We start from the raw sequence: 16170 nt of genomic DNA, 5'->3' as shown, positions 1-16170 counted from the left end.
CCCCCCCCCCCCCCCCCCCCCCCCCCCCCCCCCCCCCCCCCCCCCCCGCCCCCCCCCCCCCCCCCCCCCCCCCCCCCCCCCCCCCCCCCCCCCCCCCCCCCCCCACGGCCTCAGGGGGCACAGCCCGGGGTCAGGAGTCGTGGTTCTCCGTCAGCCAGCCGTACGGCGCGGCGATCGCGTCGGCGGCCTGCGGGCCCCAGGTGCCCGGCTCGTACGGCTGCAGCTCCGGCCGCTCGTTCAGCAGCGGGGACGCCACCCGCCACGCGTCGCGCAGACCCGCCGACGTCGTGAACAGGGCGCGGTCGCCGATGAGGACGTCACGCAGCAGCGCCGCGTACGGCGGCAGCGGCTCGGCGTTGGGCAAGTCGGACAGGTCCAGGTACAGCTTGCCGGGGACCAGGTCGTCCGAAACCCCCGGACGGCGCGCGGTGACCCCGGCGAACACGGAACCGTTGCCGCTCAACGTGAACGTCAGGGTCTCCGGCGCCGCCTCGTCGTCCTTCTGCGGGGAGTTCAGCGGGCGCTTGAAGACCAGCGTCACGTGCTGGTGGCTCTCGGCGAGCTTCTTGCCCGTCCGCAGCACGAACGGGACACCCCGCCAGCGGTCGGTGTCGACCCACACCCGCGCCGCGACGAACGTGTCGGTGGTCGAACCGTCCCGCACGTCCTCGATGTCCTGGTACCCGGTGCCCTGACCCAGGACGACCTCGGAGGGGTCGATCGCGCGGAACTTCGCCAGGACCGCCTCGCGGGCCTCGGCCAGCGCGTCGGAGGTCCAGTCGGCCGGCGGGTCCAGCGCGACCTCGGCGGCCACCTGCAGCAGGTGGGTGACGAGCATGTCCAGCGTCGCGCCGGTCTCGTCGTAGAACGTCGCGCGCTCGTCGACACCGAGGACCTCGGGGACGTCGATCTGGACCTGGGCGACGTGCTCGTTGCTCCACAGCTGCTCGATCATCCGGTTCGCGAACCGGATCACGTGCAGCTGCTGCGTCGCCTCCTTGCCCAGGAAGTGGTCGATGCGGAACACCTGCTGCTCGTCGAACACCGACAGCACCAGCTGGTCCAGTTCCTCGAAGGAGTCCGGCGACGTGCCGTACGGCTTCTCGTAGACGACGCGCGTGCCCTCGGCCAGGCCGTGCGCGGCGATCGCCTTCGTGTAGTCCTGGAACGTCGACGGCGGCAGCGCCAGGTAGTGCACGACCTGCGCGTCCTCGCCGACCTCCGCCTTCGCCGCGGAGATCGCGTCGAGCAGCTCGCCGGGGTCGTCGGCGCTGAACCCGCCGCCGGCGAACCGCAGGCCGGGCAGGATCGAGTCGACGACCTCGTCGGAGACGCCGTTCTTGCCGACGGCGAACTCCTGCAGCCCCTTGCGGACGTGCTCGCGGTAGGCGTCGTCCTCCATGGGGCGACGGCCGCTGCCGATGAGGACCCACTGCTCGGGGAGGAGGCCGGCGGCGGCCAGCGCGGCGAAGCCGGGCATGACCAGCCGCTTGGCCAGGTCACCGCTGGCGCCGTAGACGACGAAGACGGTGGGGCCGGCGCTCGTGGTGGCGCCCAGCGCGTTGTTCATGTCCGTCTCCAACTCGATGGGGGCTCGGTTGATGCCGCGCCTACGCTACCGGGGTGTGAACACGTCTCCGTGGGTGCGTCGCTTCGGGCTGGGACTGGCCGCCGTCGGCCGCCCCGCCTACATCACGCTGGGCCGCAGCGAGGACCTCGCCGCCGCCCGATCGGTGCAGGACATGGAGGCGCGGTGCCACGAGCTGCTCGACCGCGCCTGGGCGCTGGGGGTGCGCTACGTCGACACCGCGCGCTCCTACGGTCACGCCGAGCGCTTCCTGGGCAGCTGGCTGGCCGCCCACCCCGGGCGCCGCGAGCAGCTGACCATCGGTTCGAAGTGGGGGTACGAGTACGTCGGCGGGTGGTCGCTGGACGCCGCGCTGCACGAGCGCAAGGACCACTCGCTCACCCTGTTCAGACGGCAGTGGCCCGAATCGCTGGAAGCGCTGGGCAGCGCGCCGGACGTGTACCTGATCCACTCGGTCACCCCCGACAGCCCGGCGCTGGCCGACGAGGCCCTGCTCGCCGCCCTGCGCGAGCTGACGGGAACAGGTGTGCGCGTGGGGATCTCCACCAGCGGCCCCGAGCAGGGCGCGGTGCTCGAACGGGCGCTGGACCTGACGGACTCGCCGTTCACGGCCGTGCAGTCGACCTGGAACCTGCTGGAGCGGTCGGTCGGCCCCGCGCTGGCGCAGGCCCACGACGAGGGGTGGCTCGTCGTGGTCAAGGAAGGGGTCGCCAACGGCCGGCTCACCGCGCACGGTGCGGACCCGGCGATCTCGTCGCTGGCCCGCATCGACGGGCAGACGGTGGACGCGTTCGCGCTGGGGGCGGTGATCGCCCAGCCGTTCGTGGACATCACCCTCAGCGGCGCGGTGACCGTGCAGCAGCTGGAGCAGAACCTCGCCGCCCGTCCGCCCGCCGGGGCGCTGGAGGGAGTCGTCGAGCGACCGGAGGACTACTGGGCGACGCGCAGCGCGCTGCCCTGGGCGTGACCCGGGTGACCACGACACCCGCGCCGCACCCGCCCACTGCTGTCGGTGCTCGGACTCCCCTGTCCTGTCGCGGGACACCGGTGACACCTCAGCCGGTCGCGGTGGTGGCAGTTTCCCTGCTCCCCGGATCGGCCGGTGGTCAGCCGCGGACGTCGCGGTCACCCCGGCGACCCGCCGGCGGTGACACGGCCCGGCCTCAGGGCTGCCGGGGGGAGGCCCGCAGGTAGCGCAGGACGGCCACGACGCGCCGGTTCTCCTCGGCGCTCGGCGGCAGGTCCAGCGTCGTGAAGATCCCCGCGACGTGCTTCTCCACAGCCCGCTCACCCACGACGAGCTTGGCGGCGATGGCCGCGTTCGACAGTCCCTCGGCCATCGCCGCGAGCACCTCCAGCTCCCGAGGGGTGAGTTCGGCCAGGGCGTCCCGGCCCCGCCGCATCCACTGCCCCACGACCTCCGGGTCCAGCGCCGTGCCGCCCGCCGCGACCCGCTCCAAGGCGTCGAGGAACTCCGCCGAGTCCGCCACCCGGTCCTTCAGCAGGTACCCGACCCCGGCCACCGAGTCGCCCACGAGGTCGCGCGCGATGCGGTTCTCGACGTACTGCGAGAACACCAGGACTGGCGTCCCGGGCCGCCGGCGCCGGATCTCCAACGCCGCCCGCAACCCCTCGTCGGTGTGCTGCGGGGGCATCCGGACGTCGGTGACCACGACGTCGGGACGGTGCTCGGCGTCGGCCGCGAGCAAGGCCGACCCGTCCGCGACGGCGGCCACGACGCGGTGCCCGCGCAGTTCGACGAGCCGGACCAGACCCTCGCGCAGGACCGCGGAGTCCTCGGCCAGGACGACGGAGAGCGTCACGCGCTGACGGGCAGGTCGAGGCGGACGGTCGTGCCGCCACCGGGCGGGCTGTCCAGGGTCAACGTCCCGTCGACGGCGGCGATGCGCTGGGTCAGACCCCGCAATCCGCTGCCCTGCGACGGGTCAGCACCTCCGCGACCGTCGTCGTGCACCTGCAGCAGCAGCCGCCGCCGATGCGTCGTGACCCGCAACCACGCGTTCGCGGCGTCCGCGTGCTTGGTCGTGTTGGCCAGCAGTTCGGCCACGCAGAAGTAGGCCATCGTCTCGATCGCGGGGGACAACCGCGCCTGCGTCAGGTCGAGATCGGCGTGGACCGTGACCCCGGCCTGCTCGGCCAACGTCGCCAGCGCCGGTGCCAGCCCTTCGTCGAGGGCCGGCGGGTGGATGCCGCGGATGATGGTGCGCAACTCGGTGATCGCCTCCCGGGTCGTGGTGTGCGCGACAGCCAGCAGTTCCGCCGCCCCGTCGGGGTCCTGCGCCAGGCGGGCGCGAGCCAGGTCCACGTGCAGGGCGATGGCCGTCAGCCGCGCCTGGGTTCCGTCGTGCAGGTTCCGCTCGATCGCCCGGACCTCCGCGGCCGAACCCTCCAGGACAGCGGTCCGGCTGCGGCGCAACCGTTCGGAGTCGGCGTGGGGGTCGGCGACGACCGTGCGCAGCAGGAACGTCTGCCCCGCCACGCAGGCCCGCAACAACCACGGGCTGCCGAAGACCACCACGACGGACAGGACGATCACCGCCGCCAGCGTCCCGGAACTGTCCCCGAGCACCTGCGCCAGCGTCACCCCCAGCAGCACCGGGACGCTCGTCCCGATCAGCGCCAACGGCACCTGCAGCACCAGGAACCCCAGGGTCGTCCACGCCGTCGGGTCCGTCAGTGCGCGCAGCAGTCCGTCGAGCCAGTTGCGGCCCCGGAGGCGGGGCGAGGGCTCGGGCAGGTCCAGCCGGAGGATCCGGCGGCACAGCCCCCGGTGGACCCGGCCGAGACCACGAGCGGCGGTCAGGGCCAGCGCGATGACCGGCAGCCCGAGGAACGTCAGGGACAGCACGACCCCGACCAGCAGCAGCACGAACGTCAGCAACCCCGACGGTACCAGCAGCAGCGCGAGCACCTGGTAGCCGACCTGCCGCCACGTCCGGCCCGCGACCGGCGTGCACAGCACCGTCCGCGCGACGTCCCCGGTGGTGGACATGCGCCCGACGGTAGCGACTTCACCGTCCCCGGACCGTCGTGCTGGCACGAGTTCTCGCGACCGGATCCCACGACGGCTCTTCCGTGGGGCGGCGCACTGGGAGCCGATCCATCCTCCCGGGACCGTTGAAGCTCTCTGCTGCAACGGATCTCGGAGGCCACCGTGTTCGCTCTCGTCCAAGCGTGCCGCACCGCCGTCGTGCCCTTGGTGGCCGTCGCGTGCTTCCTCGCCGGCCTCGTCGCGGTGGGGCTGGAGCAGGCCGCCGCCACCACGCCCGCCGGGACCGTCCCCGCCGACCTCGCCTCCCGGTACGCCCGGAACGCCCGGCTGAGCGGTTCGGCGGACCGGCAGTTCCTCACCTACGACACAGCCGGTCGGGGCCTGGTCACCGAGGTCTTCGGCGACCTCGACGGTGTCCGGGCCGTCGTCGTCGCCGTCGGGGGCGTCGGCACCGACCTGCGCACCTTCGACCGCTCGACCCTGCGCCGCAGCGCCGTCGCCGTGGTCGACAGCGTCCCCGACGCGGCCGTCGTCGCCTGGGCCGACTACGTCAGCCCCGCCAGGCTCGGGCCCTCAGCCGCCGGCCCAGTCCTGGCCGACGAAGGCGGCGCACGCCTCGGGATCTTCCTCGACAGCCTGCAGCGCAACACCTCCGCCACGCGCGTCGTCCTCGTCTGCCACAGCTACGGCAGCGCCGTCTGCGCCGCGGCGCTCGCGGACTCCGCGCACGGTGTCGACGCCGTCGTCGACCTCGCCAGCGCCGGGGTGGGAGACGGTGCTCTGCCGGCGGGAGTGCACCGGTTCGCGGCGATCGGGGACGCCGATCCGATCCGGTTCCTCCCGCACGTGCGGTTCGCGGGCGTGGGGCTGGGCGCGGACCCGCTGTCCCTGGCCGGTGTGACGCCGCTGCCCGTCCCCACCGACTGCGACCACGACGGCTACCTCGTCCCCGGAAGCCCCACTCTCACCGCCGTCGTCGCCCTCCTCGCCTAGCCCTGGTCGGTGACCCCGCGCGGAACACGGGCCGGGCCTGACCCTGTCCCGGGGCAGCACAGGAATCAGACTTGCCTACACCCGTTAGGTTTCACTCTAATAGCTGTAGGAGGTGGGGATGCCGCGCGCAGGACTGGACCGCGACCGACTGGTCGTCGCCGGCGCCGAACTGGCCGACGAGGTCGGTCTGGCGGCGGTGACCCTGTCGGCGCTCGCCGCCCGGTTCGGGGTCAAGCCCGCCAGTCTGTACGCCCACCTGCGCGGTGCGGCCGACCTGACGACCGGAATCACCGTCCTGGCGCTGGACGAGCTCGCCGACCGGGTCGGCGCGGAACTGGCCGGCCGCACCGGACGGGAGGCCCTCGCGGCCTTCGCCGGGGCCTGTCGGGCCTACGCCCGCGAGCACCCCGGCCGGTACGACGCGGCCCGGGCACCCCTGGCGGAACCCGGCGACGACGCGCTGCGCGCCGGACGCCGCAACGCCGACCTGGCGCTCGCGGTGCTGCGCGGCTACCCCGTCCCCGAGACGGAGCACGTGCACGCCGTCCGCCTGGTCGCCAGCGCGGTGCACGGGTTCACGAGCCTGGAGGGTTCGGGTGCCTTCGGGTACAGCGACCCCGGGACCGACGTCTCGTGGGAACGCCTCCTCGACGTGCTGGACGCCGCCCTGCGCGGGTGGCCCGATCCCGGGAGTGCTCGTGGAACTGCCCCTGACTGAACAGTTCGTCCGCGGTGCGGTCGAACTCGAGACGACGACCACCGGGGTCCTGCCGCACCGGCTGCCCGCGTGGGCGCGGCGGCAGTTCCCCGACCCGCAGCTGATGACGTCCGAGGCCCAGCCGTCGGGGGTGCGGATCGCCTTCCGCGGCTCCGCGACCGGGGTGGAACTGCGGGTGGTCGCCACCCGGCAGAGCTACCCGGGGGTTCCGCCCCGTCCGCTCGGCGTCTACGACCTGCGCATCGACGGCGACCTGGTGGGGCTGACGACGGCCGACGAGGGCCGGGTCGTGTTCACCGGGCTGCCGGCGCGGGAGAAGCTCGTCGAGATCTGGCTGCCGCACCACGAGCAGACCGAACTCGTCTCCTGCCGCGTCGAGGGTTCGGCCGAGCCCGTCCTGGACGGCCGGCCCGTGTGGGTGCACCACGGCAGTTCGCTGAGCCAGGGGTCGAACGCGGCCAGCCCCAGCACCACCTGGCCGGCCGTCGCGGCCGCGCTGACCGGGCACCAGCTGCTGAACCTGGGTTTCGGTGGCGGCGCGCTCGTCGACGCCTCCACGGCGCGGGTGCTGCGCGACCTGCCCGCCGACGTGCTGAGCGTCGAACTCGGCATCAACGTCGTGAACGCCGACGCGATGCGGATGCGGGCGTTCACCCCCGCCGTGCACGGTTTCCTCGACACGGTGCGCGAAGGGCACCCGACGACGCCGCTGGTCGTCGTCACCCCGCTGCACTGCGCCCTGCACGAGGAGACCCCCGGCCCGGGCGCGTTCGACCTGCAGGCGCTGGCCGGGGGCACCGTCCGGTTCACGGCGACGGGAACACCGGAACCCGGGCGGCTCACGCTGTCCACCGCGCGCGCCGAACTCGCGCGGATCGTCGCGCAGCGGCAGGCCGACGATCCGAACCTGCACCTCGTGGACGGCCTGGAACTGTTCGGCGCGGCCGACGAGGCCGAGCACCCGTTGCCGGACGCCCTGCACCTCGACGCCGCGTCGCACCTGCTGGTGGGGGAGCGCTTCGCCGCCCACCTCCGCTGAGGTCAGGCTTCGACGGCGCCCGGGGTGCCGTCCTGCACGACGAACTCGCGCCAGGTGCTCGTCGGGGCGTCCGGGGTCGAGACCGTGGGCGTCACGCGCAGTTCGGTCCGCCACTCCCGCGCGGTCAGGGTGCAGCGCACGTACCCGCGCCGGTCTCCGTCGAAGAACTTGATCTGCGGGTTGTAGCCGATCATCGGGCCGTAGTACGGGCCGTAGACCTCACCGTCACCGTTGGACGAGATCGACGTCCCGATGAACTCCGTCGCCAGCACGGGGGAGTCGGGACGGTCCACCCGGCGGTGGACGTCGCTGACGAACGTCGAGTGCCAGTCGCCGGTGATGAACACCGGATTGCTCACGCCCGACTCGGTGATCGAGCGGAACAACCGTTCACGTGCGGCGGGGTAGCCGTCCCAGGAGTCGTGCCACACGACGTCCCCGTACGGGCCGTCGTGGTCGAGACCGGAGACCATGACGTTGTTGCCCAGCACGTTCCACCGCGCGTCGGACGCCCTGAGGCGCCGGTCCAGCCAGCGTTCCTGCTTCCAGCCCAGCACGGTCGCCTCAGGGTCGAGGACCTCGGGTCCCTCCCCCCACGTCCCGGCGGGGGCGGTGCGGTACTGCCGGCCGTCCAGCACGTTGAACGAGGCCAGCGTGCCGAACTCGACACCGCGGTACAGCGTCAGGCCGCCGTCGGGGCGGGGGATCGAACGGCGCCGCAACGGCTGGTGCTCGTAGTAGGCCTGGTAGGCCGCGGCCCGCAGGGCCGAGAGGTCCTCCTGGTCCACCGCCCGCGTGCCCGCGTAGTCGTTGACGACCTCGTGGTCGTCCCAGGTGACGACGAACGGGTGCCGGGCGTGAGCTGCCTGCAGTTGCGGATCGCTCTTGTAGAGCGCGTACCGGTACCGCCACTGCTCCAGCGACTTCGGCGCCTGACGGGCGGGTTCGGCCACCGGCGCGTCGCGGAGTCCGCCGCGCTGGTCGACGTCACCCTCGTAGACGTAGTCGCCGAGGTGGACGACCAGGTCGAGGTCCTGCTGCGCGATGTCGGCGTACGAGGGGTAGTACCCGGACGCGTAGTCCTGGCAGGAGACGAACGCGAAGCGCAGGGAGTCCGGGCAGCTGCCCGGTGCCGGCAGGGTCCGGGTGCGGCCGACGGCGGAGGTCCCGTGCCGGTAGCGGAACTGGTAGAAGTACTCGCGGTCGGGGCGCAGCCCGTGGACCTCCACGTGGACCGAGTGCGCCAGTTCGGGCGCCGCGAGTTCCCGGCCGCAGGCGACCTCGTGCCGCATGGACTCGTCGGTGCAGACGCGCCAGTCGACCCTGACCGCGGCCGACCCCATCCCGCCGTCGGCGGCGAACGGTTCGGGAGCCAGCCGTGTCCAGAGCACGAACCCGTCGGGGGCCGGGTCGCCGGAGGCGATGCCGAGGGTGAACGGGTCGTCCTCGCGCCGCACCGAGCTCGACGCCGCGGCGGGTGTCACGCCCAGGCTGGTGGCGGCGGCGAGGCCGGCCACGGCCCCGGTCGCGGCGAGGAACGTGCGTCGGTCGGTCGGGGTCACCCGGATGGTCATGGACCGGAGTTGTACCGGCGCTGTGCGCCACCTGAGTGACCCCGGGGGAAACTCCCGACGAACGCCCGCCGTGGGTCGGGCGGTGGGTCGGGCGGTGGCTCAGGCGGTGAGGAACTGGGCGTAGAACTCGCGCGGGTCCTTCGCCAGCGACGCCTTGACCATGGCGCTCCACTCGTCGACGACGACCTCGAGGTCGCCGGCGTCGACGCCGTCGAGGACCCGTGCCGCCACGACCGCCGGATCCGTCTTCGGCATGTCGACGCCGGCGGCCATGTCCGTGTCGGCCAGGCCGAGGTGGACCGACGTCACCTGCGTGCCCTGGCCGACGAGTTCCAGGCGCAGCGCGTTGCTCATGTTCCAGTTCGCGGCCTTAGACACGGCGTAGGAACCGGTGCCGGGGAAGGCGAACCACGACAGCGCCGAGGAGACGTTGACGACCGCGCCGCCGCCGTTGCGGGCCAGGACGGGGGCGAACGCCCGGACCGTCGACAGGGTCCCCCAGAAGTTCACGTCCAAGTCGGCCCGGATGCCGTCGAGGTCGCCGAGGAGCGGGGTTCCGGTGGAGATCCCGGCGTTGTTGATCAGCAGGTCGACGTCGCCGGCCAGTTCGGCGGCCGCGGCGACGGCGGCCGGGTCGGTGATGTCGAGGGTGATCTTCTCGACCCCCTCGAGGTCGACGGTGTCGGGCCGGCGGGCGGCGGCGTAGACCGTCGCGCCCCGCTCGACGAGCAGGGCGGCGAAGGCGCGGCCGATGCCGCGGTTGGCTCCGGTGACGAGTGCAGTGGTCATGCGGCGTACGCTAGAACCTGACGTCGACGTCAGAGGCAAGTCCAGTCGTCCGGGAGGGTGGATGCGCATCGGTGAGGTCGCGAAGCGGGCGGGCGTCAGCGTCCGCGCGCTGCGCTACTACGAGGAGCAGGGCCTGCTGACGTCCGAACGCAGCCACAGCGGGCAGCGGCAGTACCCCGACTCCGCCGTCGACCGGGTGAGGTTCATCCAGAACCTCTACGCGGCCGGGCTGGGCAGCAAGGCGGTCCTGCGGATCCTGCCGTGCATGGAGCACGGCGTCCTGACCGACGAGATGCACGCCCGGCTGCTGGCCGAGCGCGAGCGCGTCCAGGCGCAGCTCGAGGAGCTGACGGCCACGCGCGACAAGCTCGACGCGGTCATCCGGCACGGCGAGACCTACCGGGCCGACCCGGCCAGTTGTGCGAGGGCGTCGTGAGCGACGTGAGCGACGTGAGCGACGTGAGCGACGTGAGCGACGAGGAGTTCGCGCGGTTGCGCACCCTGGCCGAGCGCAAGGGCTGGACGCTGGAGGCGCCGACGGCACGGCACCCCGGCTACCTGCTGACCAGCGGGAAACCCGGCGGGAAGGACGCGCGCATCGCGTTCGGCGCGAACGGCCCCGTGCTCACCCTCGCCGAGGTCCAGCAGTGGCTGGAGGACCTGCCCGAGGGGTGAGTCCCCCGCGCCGTGCTGGCACGGGTCAGCGCCGGTGGGCGGTGGCGGTGCGGGTGACGTGCGCCGAGGTGCCCTCGTCGTCGACGACGACCTCGAGGTCGCTGACCTGGTCCAGCACGAGCCCGCGGGCGGCGGCCTCGGTGCGCAGCTGCACCTCGAGCCCCGCCGCGGCGTCCAGCTGCTGGGCCCGCCACTGCCGGCCCCGGAGGACCCTGGTGCCGACGAGGTCGAGAGGAGTCTGCTCGCTCACGGGCGAACCCTTCCTGTGTGTCGCCGTCCGACTGACGTGGTCGGACGGCCTCATCGCCGGGCGGCTGCAGCGTGACAGGACCATCGTGCCGGGGGTTCGCCCGGCGCGCGACCTGAGCCCGGCGGCCGTCCCTGCGGGGCCCGGGCTCGTATCCTGCGGCGGTGAGTGACCCAGAGCGCGCCGAGTCCCAGGCGGCGGCTCTGCCCCGCGTCGTGCACGACCACCCCGCCGCGGTGCTGCTCGTCGACACCGAGGCCGACCTCGTCGTCCACGTCAACGACCTCGCCCGCCAGCTGGCCCCCGGGGTGCAGCTGCCGGTCGGGGTCGAGGAGTGGTCCCGCGCGGCGGGGCTGGAGGTCGCCTCCGGCGTCGACCTGGGCCGCAGCGACACCCCGCTGTCCCGGCTGGCCGCCGGGCACCCCGGCTCCGGCCGGCAGGTCAGCGCGGCCCTGCGCTCCCAGGCCACGCAGGCGCGGGAGGCGTTGTGGGCGATCGGGCTGCCCCTGCAGGGGGCGCCGGCGCCACTGCGGGCCCACGCGCTGCTCGTGCTGATGCCGCTGCGCTTCCCCGACGCGGTCGCCGACGTGCGCGCGGTCGCCGCGGCCGGCCGGGCCCACCGGTCGGTGCTGGCCAGCGGGCTGTCCATCGCGATCAGCGACCCGACGGCGCCGGACGACCCGCTGGTCTGGGTCTCCCCGGGGTTCGAGCAGCTCACCGGGTACACCTCCGCCGAGATCGTGGGGCGCAACTGCCGGTTCCTGCAGGGGCCCGACACCGAGTCCACGGTCGTGGACCGACTGCGCGAGGGGCTCGCGGCGGACCGGACGGTCAGCGCGACCCTGCTGAACTACCGCCACGACGGCTCGGCGTTCTACAACCACCTCGTCGTCTCACCGGTCTTCGACGCCGCCGGCGCCCTGACCCACCGCGTCGGCATCCAGACCGACGTCACCGGTCAGTTCCTGGCCAGCCGGGAACGGGACGCCGCCCAGGCCGAGGTCGACCGGGCTCAGCGGGCCCAGGCCGACGCCGAGTCCGCGGACCGCTACGGGCAGCTGCTGCTCGTCATGAGCGAGGCGCTGGCCGCGACCGTGAGCGTCGAGGACGTCGCCACGACCGTCGTGCAGGTGCTGGCCCCGGAACTGGGAGCCGCCGGTGGAGGCCTGCTGCTGGCCGACCCCGCGCACACCCACCTGGAGCTGGTGACGACGCCGGCCGCGCCCGCGGACACGGCCTGGCCGCGCATCCCCTGGACCGCGGACGTGCCCGTGGCGGCGGCGGTCCGCACCCGGCAGGCCGTCTTCCACGCCGATGCCGCGTCGGTGCTCGCCGCGCACCCGTCCCTGCCCGAGCGCGCCGCCGTGCCGGCGGCGGGCGCCAGCGCCTGCCTCCCGCTCGTCACCGGCGGCAGCACGGGCCAGGTCGTGGGCGCGGTCTTCCTGCACTGGGACGAACCCCGGCAGCTGTCGCTGCAGCAGCGGTCGGCGCTGGAGGCGCTGACCCGGTACACGGCCCAGGCCGTCCAGCGGGCGACCCTGATCTCCGAGCGGCGCAGCGCGGCCCTGGTGCTGCAGCAGTCGCTGCTGACTCAGCTGCCCGAGCCCGACCACCTGGAACTGCGGGCCCGCTACGTCCCGGCGGCCACGGAGGAGTACGTCGGCGGGGACTGGTACGACGCGGTCGTCCTGCCCGACGGGGCGACCGCCGTGGTCATCGGCGACGTCACCGGGCACGACATGGCGGCGGCCGGGCACATGGGCCAGCTGCGCGGACTGCTGCGGGCGTTCGCCTTCGACCGGCAGGAGCCGCCCAGCGAGATCGTCGACCGGCTGGACCGGGCGCTGGCCGGGCTGCGCATCGACGGTCTGGCCACCCTGGTGCTGGCACGCATCGAGCAGGACCCGCAGGACGCGGCCGCGGGGCTGCGGCGGCTGCGCTGGACGAACGCCGGGCACCCACCGCCGGTGCTGCTGCTGGCCGACGGCACCACCCGGGTGCTGCAGAGCCGTCCGGAACTGCTGGCGGGTCTGCTGCCCGGGACGACGCGCACCGACCACACCGCGGTCCTGCCGCCGGCCAGCACGTTGCTGCTGTTCACCGACGGGTTGATCGAGCACCGCGGCCGCAGCATCAGCGAGGGCGTGGAGGACCTGCGCCGGGTCCTGTCCGCGCACGCCGGGGAAACCCTCGAGGCGCTCCTGGACCACCTCGTGGCCGAGCTGGTCGGCCCCGCTCCCGAGGACGACTGCGCCATCCTGGCGGTCCGCGCCCATCCCGAGGACCGGCCACGTCCCGCCGAGGCAGGACCGTCCCACCTCCCCTGACCGTCAGCCCGGCGAGGGCCGGCGCAGGAACTCCTCGTTGGCGGTGATGTTCCGCCGCACCATCGCCTCCCACGCGGCCGGGCTGCGCCGCAGCACCGCCCGCGCCCCCCGGGCCACCGCAGCGACCACGGGTACCGCGTGCTCGAGCGGTGTCGGTGCGATCCCGAGGGCGTCGGCCAGTTCCGGTCCCTGCATCCTGCGTCCCACCGCGCGCGCCAGCTGCAGCCCGACGCCGTGGGGGATCCCCGTGAGGTCGGCCAGGCCGCCGGCCAGGGCCTGCAGGCCGGCGCGCGTCAGGTCCCGGGAGTCCTCGCTCGGTGGCCCGGTCAGCGCGTCGATCCGGCGGTGCAGTTCCGCGGCGCCGGACCGGTCGACGACCCCGGCGATCAGCTCCGGTTCCACCCCGAGCAGCGCCCCGAGCAGGCGCCAGTGCTCCAGGAACTGCGCGTACTCGGCGTCGGTGACCTCGTGGCCCAGGCGGTGCGCCGACCGCGGCGCGACGAAGGTGAAGTCGAGCCAGGTGCGCACGGAGTCGAACTGGCTGATCGGCAGGGTTCCGTCCGCGGGACGCGCGGCCACGCGACGGACGACCGCGTGCCCCACCCGCACCCAGGCGGTCGAGCGCCACCCCTGCGCGCCCCGGCGCAACCCGCCCGGCAACGACGCCGCGGACAGCCACCGCGCCGTGGAGTCCAGCCGGACGTGCGCGCCGTGCACCAGCCGCCCGGTGCCCGTGAGCACCGCGGCCGGCCCCGGCGGCCGGTAGGAACTGAGCAGCGCTCCCGCACCGACGTCGAACACGTGCACGGCCAGCGGGGTCGTGAACGTCGCCCGCGCCCCGGTCCGCAGGAGTTCCTCGTCCGCCGCGTCGGCCAGCTCCTCCAGCTCGGCGACGAACGCCGCGACGGCCGGGTGCCCGGCCACCGCGCTGCCGTTCCGCAGGGCGTCCTCGAGCTGCTCGCGGACACCGGGATCCGCTGCGAGCGCCTCGGCCACGGCGTCGGCCGGTGGGTCACCGCGGTGCTGCGCGGCACGCAGCGTCGAGTCGTCGGGAACCGGTCGGGAGGTCATTCGCGTCCCCGCAACCTCTCCATGTCCCGGCGGTCCCGCTTCGTCGGGCGGCCGGTCCCGCGGTCGCGGGTGCCGAACGCGCCGAAGAACTCGTCCCGGGGCGGCGGAGGTGGCGAGTTGTCGATGTACGCGGCCTGCGCGATCGGCGCGCCGACGCGCTTCTCGAGCAGCTGCACGACCTCGAACACCTTCTCGTACCCCTCGGCGCGCACCCGCACCTCGTCCCCGACGTGCACGCTCGTGGAGGGTTTCGCCCGCTCACCGTTGAGGCGCACGTGTCCCGCCTTCACCGCGGCGGTCGCGACGGAGCGGCTCTTGTAGAGCCGCACCGCCCACGTCCACTGGTCGATCCGCGTCACGAGCCCGACAGCACCCCGTCGACGAGTTCCTGCGCCTCGGCCTGCACGTGCCGCAGGTGGTCGCCACCGCGGAACGACTCGGCGTAGATCTTGTAGACGTCCTCGGTGCCCGAGGGCCGGGCCGCGAACCACGCGGACTCGGTGACGACCTTCAGGCCGCCGATCTTCGCGCCGTTGCCGGGTGCCTCGGTGAGCTTGGCGACGATCCTCTCGCCCGCCAGCTCGGTCGCGGTGACCTGGTCGGCCGACAACTTCGACAGCGTGGCCTTCTGCTCGCGGGTCGCCGCGGCGTCGCTGCGGTTGTACTGCGGCCGGCCGAACTTCGCGATGAGCTCGCCGTAGTGCTCGCTCGGCGTCTTCCCGGTCACGGCAGTGATCTCCGAGGCCAGCAGCGCCAGCAGGATGCCGTCCTTGTCGGTGCTCCAGACCGTGCCGTCCTTGCGCAGGAACGAGGCGCCGGCGCTCTCCTCGCCACCGAAACCGACCGAGGAATCCAGCAGCCCGGGCACGAACCACTTGAACCCGACGGGCACCTCCAGCAGCGTGCGGCCCAGCGATTCGGCGACCCGGTCGATCATCGAGCTGGACACCAGCGTCTTGCCGATCGCCGCACCCTGCGGCCAGCCCTGCCGGGACCCGAACAGGTACTGGATCGCGACGGCGAGGTAGTGGTTGGGGTTCATCAGCCCCGCGTCGGGCGTGACGATGCCGTGCCGGTCGGAGTCGGCGTCGTTGCCGGTGGCGATCTGGAACTCCGAACGCCGGTCGATGAGGGAGTGCATGGCCGACGGGGAGGAGCAGTCCATCCGGATCTTGCCGTCCCAGTCCAGCGTCATGAACCGCCAGGTCGGGTCCACCAGCGGGTTGACGACGGTCAGGTCCAGGCGGTGCCGGTCGGCGACGGCCTGCCAGAACTCCACGCTCGCTCCACCGAGGGGGTCGGCGCCGATGCGGATGCCGGCCTCGCGGATCGCGTCGAGGTCCAGGACGTTGGGCAGGTCGTCGACGTAGGTGCCGAGGAAGTCGTAGCCCTGGGCGGCCGCGCGGGCCTTGGCGAACGGGACCCGCCGCACGCCGGACAGGCCCGCCTCGAGGTAGGCGTTGGCCTTGTCCGCGATCCAGCTCGTGGCGTCGGTGTCGGCCGGGCCGCCGTTGGGCGGGTTGTACTTGAAACCGCCGTCGCGCGGCGGGTTGTGCGAGGGGGTGACGACGATGCCGTCGGCCAGGCCCGAGCCGGTGGTGCGGATCGAGCGGCCCTCGCGGTTGGCGGCCAGGATCGCGTGCGAGACCGCCGGGGTGGGGGTCCAGGAGTCGCGGTCGTCGACCAGCACGGTGACGTCGTTGGCGCCCAGCACCTCCAGCGCCGACACCCACGCCGGTTCGGACAGGGCGTGGGTGTCGCGGCCGAGGAACAGCGGGCCGTCGTAGCCCTGCTCGCGGCGGTAGTCCACGATCGCCTGCGTCGTGGCGAGGATGTGGTGCTCGTTGAAGGCCGCGTCGAGGCTGGACCCGCGGTGCCCGGAGGTGCCGAAGGAGACGCGCTGCCCGACGTCGGAGGGGTCCGGCTGGGTCGCGTAGTAGGCGGTGACGACGTGGGGGACGTCGATGAGGTCCGCGGGTTCGGCGTGCTGTCCTGCGCGCGGGTTCGTCATGGTCCTCATCACTCCTGCTGGTCAGGCGGCGGCTCGGTCGTGCCCGATGATGCTGCACCCCCCGGGCGGGCGCCGCCACCGCCCACCCCCCGCGCGTCCGCCACCCGCCCCTCTCCCCCCGGCGA

16 protein-coding genes are annotated in these 16170 nt (G+C 73.8%); 7 read left to right on the top strand and 9 right to left on the bottom strand.

Annotated elements, in window-relative coordinates; all coding sequences use genetic code 11:
* Positions 1-130 precede the first annotated feature (130 nt).
* Positions 131-1570 (bottom strand): glucose-6-phosphate dehydrogenase, encoded by a 1440-nt coding sequence (locus ACRYR2_RS09345; protein ID WP_432562578.1) that lies wholly within the window; start codon positions 1568-1570, stop codon positions 131-133.
* Between the two features lie 55 nt (positions 1571-1625).
* On the opposite strand from ACRYR2_RS09345, the gene ACRYR2_RS09340 reads away from it, so the two are divergent.
* Positions 1626-2555: an aldo/keto reductase gene (locus ACRYR2_RS09340; protein WP_432562577.1), complete on the top strand. Its 930-nt coding sequence runs from the start codon at positions 1626-1628 to the stop codon at positions 2553-2555.
* Positions 2556-2751: 196 nt separating this feature from the next.
* Here ACRYR2_RS09340 and ACRYR2_RS09335 read toward each other — a convergent pair whose 3' ends face one another.
* Together ACRYR2_RS09335 and ACRYR2_RS09330 are read right to left on the bottom strand one after the other, a co-directional pair.
* Complete coding sequence (locus tag ACRYR2_RS09335) at positions 2752-3411, bottom strand: response regulator transcription factor (protein WP_432562576.1); 660 nt, start codon at positions 3409-3411, stop codon at positions 2752-2754.
* The gene (locus ACRYR2_RS09330) at positions 3408-4601 is read right to left on the bottom strand and encodes a sensor histidine kinase (RefSeq protein WP_432562575.1); all 1194 of its coding nucleotides are present in this window, start codon (positions 4599-4601) and stop codon (positions 3408-3410) included. Before ACRYR2_RS09330 ends, ACRYR2_RS09335 begins: the two co-directional genes overlap by 4 nt.
* A 162-nt stretch (positions 4602-4763) precedes the next feature.
* Between ACRYR2_RS09330 and ACRYR2_RS09325 the strand changes: the two genes are divergently transcribed.
* The 3 genes from ACRYR2_RS09325 to ACRYR2_RS09315 all read left to right on the top strand — a co-directional run bounded on the left by ACRYR2_RS09325 (position 4764) and on the right by ACRYR2_RS09315 (position 7351).
* Complete coding sequence (locus ACRYR2_RS09325) at positions 4764-5594, top strand: alpha/beta hydrolase (RefSeq protein WP_432562574.1); 831 nt, start codon at positions 4764-4766, stop codon at positions 5592-5594.
* Positions 5595-5712: 118 nt separating this feature from the next.
* Positions 5713-6312: a TetR/AcrR family transcriptional regulator gene (locus tag ACRYR2_RS09320; RefSeq protein ID WP_432562573.1), complete on the top strand. Its 600-nt coding sequence runs from the start codon at positions 5713-5715 to the stop codon at positions 6310-6312.
* Entirely contained in the window at positions 6287-7351 is a 1065-nt protein-coding gene (locus ACRYR2_RS09315) for a GDSL-type esterase/lipase family protein (protein ID WP_432562572.1), read from the top strand. The genes ACRYR2_RS09320 and ACRYR2_RS09315 overlap by 26 nt, the downstream gene beginning before the upstream one ends.
* Positions 7352-7353: 2 nt before the next feature.
* On the opposite strand, the gene ACRYR2_RS09310 is transcribed toward ACRYR2_RS09315, so the two are convergent.
* Positions 7354-8925 carry an alkaline phosphatase D family protein gene (locus ACRYR2_RS09310; RefSeq protein ID WP_432562571.1) on the bottom strand — a complete coding sequence of 524 codons (1572 nt, stop codon included), beginning with the start codon at positions 8923-8925 and terminating at the stop codon, positions 7354-7356.
* A 99-nt stretch (positions 8926-9024) separates the two neighbouring features.
* Entirely contained in the window at positions 9025-9714 is a 690-nt protein-coding gene (locus ACRYR2_RS09305; protein ID WP_432562570.1) for an SDR family oxidoreductase, read from the bottom strand.
* Between the two features lie 61 nt (positions 9715-9775).
* Here ACRYR2_RS09305 and ACRYR2_RS09300 point away from each other — a divergent pair, with 61 nt between their 5' ends.
* Positions 9776-10150: a MerR family transcriptional regulator gene (locus tag ACRYR2_RS09300; protein WP_432562569.1), complete on the top strand. Its 375-nt coding sequence runs from the start codon at positions 9776-9778 to the stop codon at positions 10148-10150.
* A gap of 14 nt (positions 10151-10164) precedes the next feature.
* Positions 10165-10389 (top strand): hypothetical protein, encoded by a 225-nt coding sequence (locus tag ACRYR2_RS09295; protein ID WP_432562568.1) that lies wholly within the window; start codon positions 10165-10167, stop codon positions 10387-10389.
* A 25-nt stretch (positions 10390-10414) separates the two neighbouring features.
* Here ACRYR2_RS09295 and ACRYR2_RS09290 read toward each other — a convergent pair whose 3' ends face one another.
* Positions 10415-10639 carry a hypothetical protein gene (locus ACRYR2_RS09290; RefSeq protein WP_432562567.1) on the bottom strand — a complete coding sequence of 75 codons (225 nt, stop codon included), beginning with the start codon at positions 10637-10639 and terminating at the stop codon, positions 10415-10417.
* Between the two features lie 161 nt (positions 10640-10800).
* On the opposite strand from ACRYR2_RS09290, the gene ACRYR2_RS09285 reads away from it, so the two are divergent.
* On the top strand, positions 10801-12963 hold the full coding sequence (locus tag ACRYR2_RS09285; protein WP_432562566.1) for a PP2C family protein-serine/threonine phosphatase: 2163 nt from the start codon (positions 10801-10803) through the stop codon (positions 12961-12963).
* A 3-nt stretch (positions 12964-12966) separates the two neighbouring features.
* On the opposite strand, the gene ACRYR2_RS09280 is transcribed toward ACRYR2_RS09285, so the two are convergent.
* The 3 genes from ACRYR2_RS09280 to pgm are packed head-to-tail and all read right to left on the bottom strand — an operon-like array spanning position 12967 to position 16045.
* A complete protein-coding gene (locus ACRYR2_RS09280) occupies positions 12967-14034 on the bottom strand; it encodes an oxygenase MpaB family protein (protein ID WP_432562565.1) in 1068 nt (355 codons plus the stop codon).
* The gene (locus ACRYR2_RS09275) at positions 14031-14393 is read right to left on the bottom strand and encodes an RNA-binding S4 domain-containing protein (protein WP_432562564.1); all 363 of its coding nucleotides are present in this window, start codon (positions 14391-14393) and stop codon (positions 14031-14033) included. Before ACRYR2_RS09275 ends, ACRYR2_RS09280 begins: the two co-directional genes overlap by 4 nt.
* Positions 14390-16045, bottom strand: a complete 1656-nt coding sequence (gene pgm, locus ACRYR2_RS09270; protein WP_432562563.1) for a phosphoglucomutase (alpha-D-glucose-1,6-bisphosphate-dependent) — start codon at positions 16043-16045, stop codon at positions 14390-14392. Before pgm ends, ACRYR2_RS09275 begins: the two co-directional genes overlap by 4 nt.
* Positions 16046-16170 lie beyond the last annotated feature (125 nt).

This window comes from Kineococcus deserti, assembly GCF_050871945.1.
Classification (GTDB): domain Bacteria; phylum Actinomycetota; class Actinomycetes; order Actinomycetales; family Kineococcaceae; genus Kineococcus.
The sequence above is the reverse complement of the archived record's forward strand: the minus strand, read 5'-3'. Positions and strand labels throughout refer to the sequence as shown.

What these genes read in the sequence shown, in the direction of transcription:
- ACRYR2_RS09300 (WP_432562569.1), top strand. Translation starts at nt 9,776, where the DNA reads ATGCGCATCGGTGAGGTCGCGAAGCGGGCGGGCGTCAGCGTCCGCGCG.
- ACRYR2_RS09320 (WP_432562573.1), top strand. Translation starts at nt 5,713, where the DNA reads ATGCCGCGCGCAGGACTGGACCGCGACCGACTGGTCGTCGCCGGCGCC.
- ACRYR2_RS09305 (WP_432562570.1), bottom strand. Translation starts at nt 9,714, where the DNA reads ATGACCACTGCACTCGTCACCGGAGCCAACCGCGGCATCGGCCGCGCC.
- pgm (WP_432562563.1), bottom strand. Translation starts at nt 16,045, where the DNA reads ATGACGAACCCGCGCGCAGGACAGCACGCCGAACCCGCGGACCTCATC.
- ACRYR2_RS09330 (WP_432562575.1), bottom strand. Translation starts at nt 4,601, where the DNA reads ATGTCCACCACCGGGGACGTCGCGCGGACGGTGCTGTGCACGCCGGTC.
- ACRYR2_RS09345 (WP_432562578.1), bottom strand. Translation starts at nt 1,570, where the DNA reads ATGAACAACGCGCTGGGCGCCACCACGAGCGCCGGCCCCACCGTCTTC.
- ACRYR2_RS09280 (WP_432562565.1), bottom strand. Translation starts at nt 14,034, where the DNA reads ATGACCTCCCGACCGGTTCCCGACGACTCGACGCTGCGTGCCGCGCAG.
- ACRYR2_RS09310 (WP_432562571.1), bottom strand. Translation starts at nt 8,925, where the DNA reads ATGACCATCCGGGTGACCCCGACCGACCGACGCACGTTCCTCGCCGCG.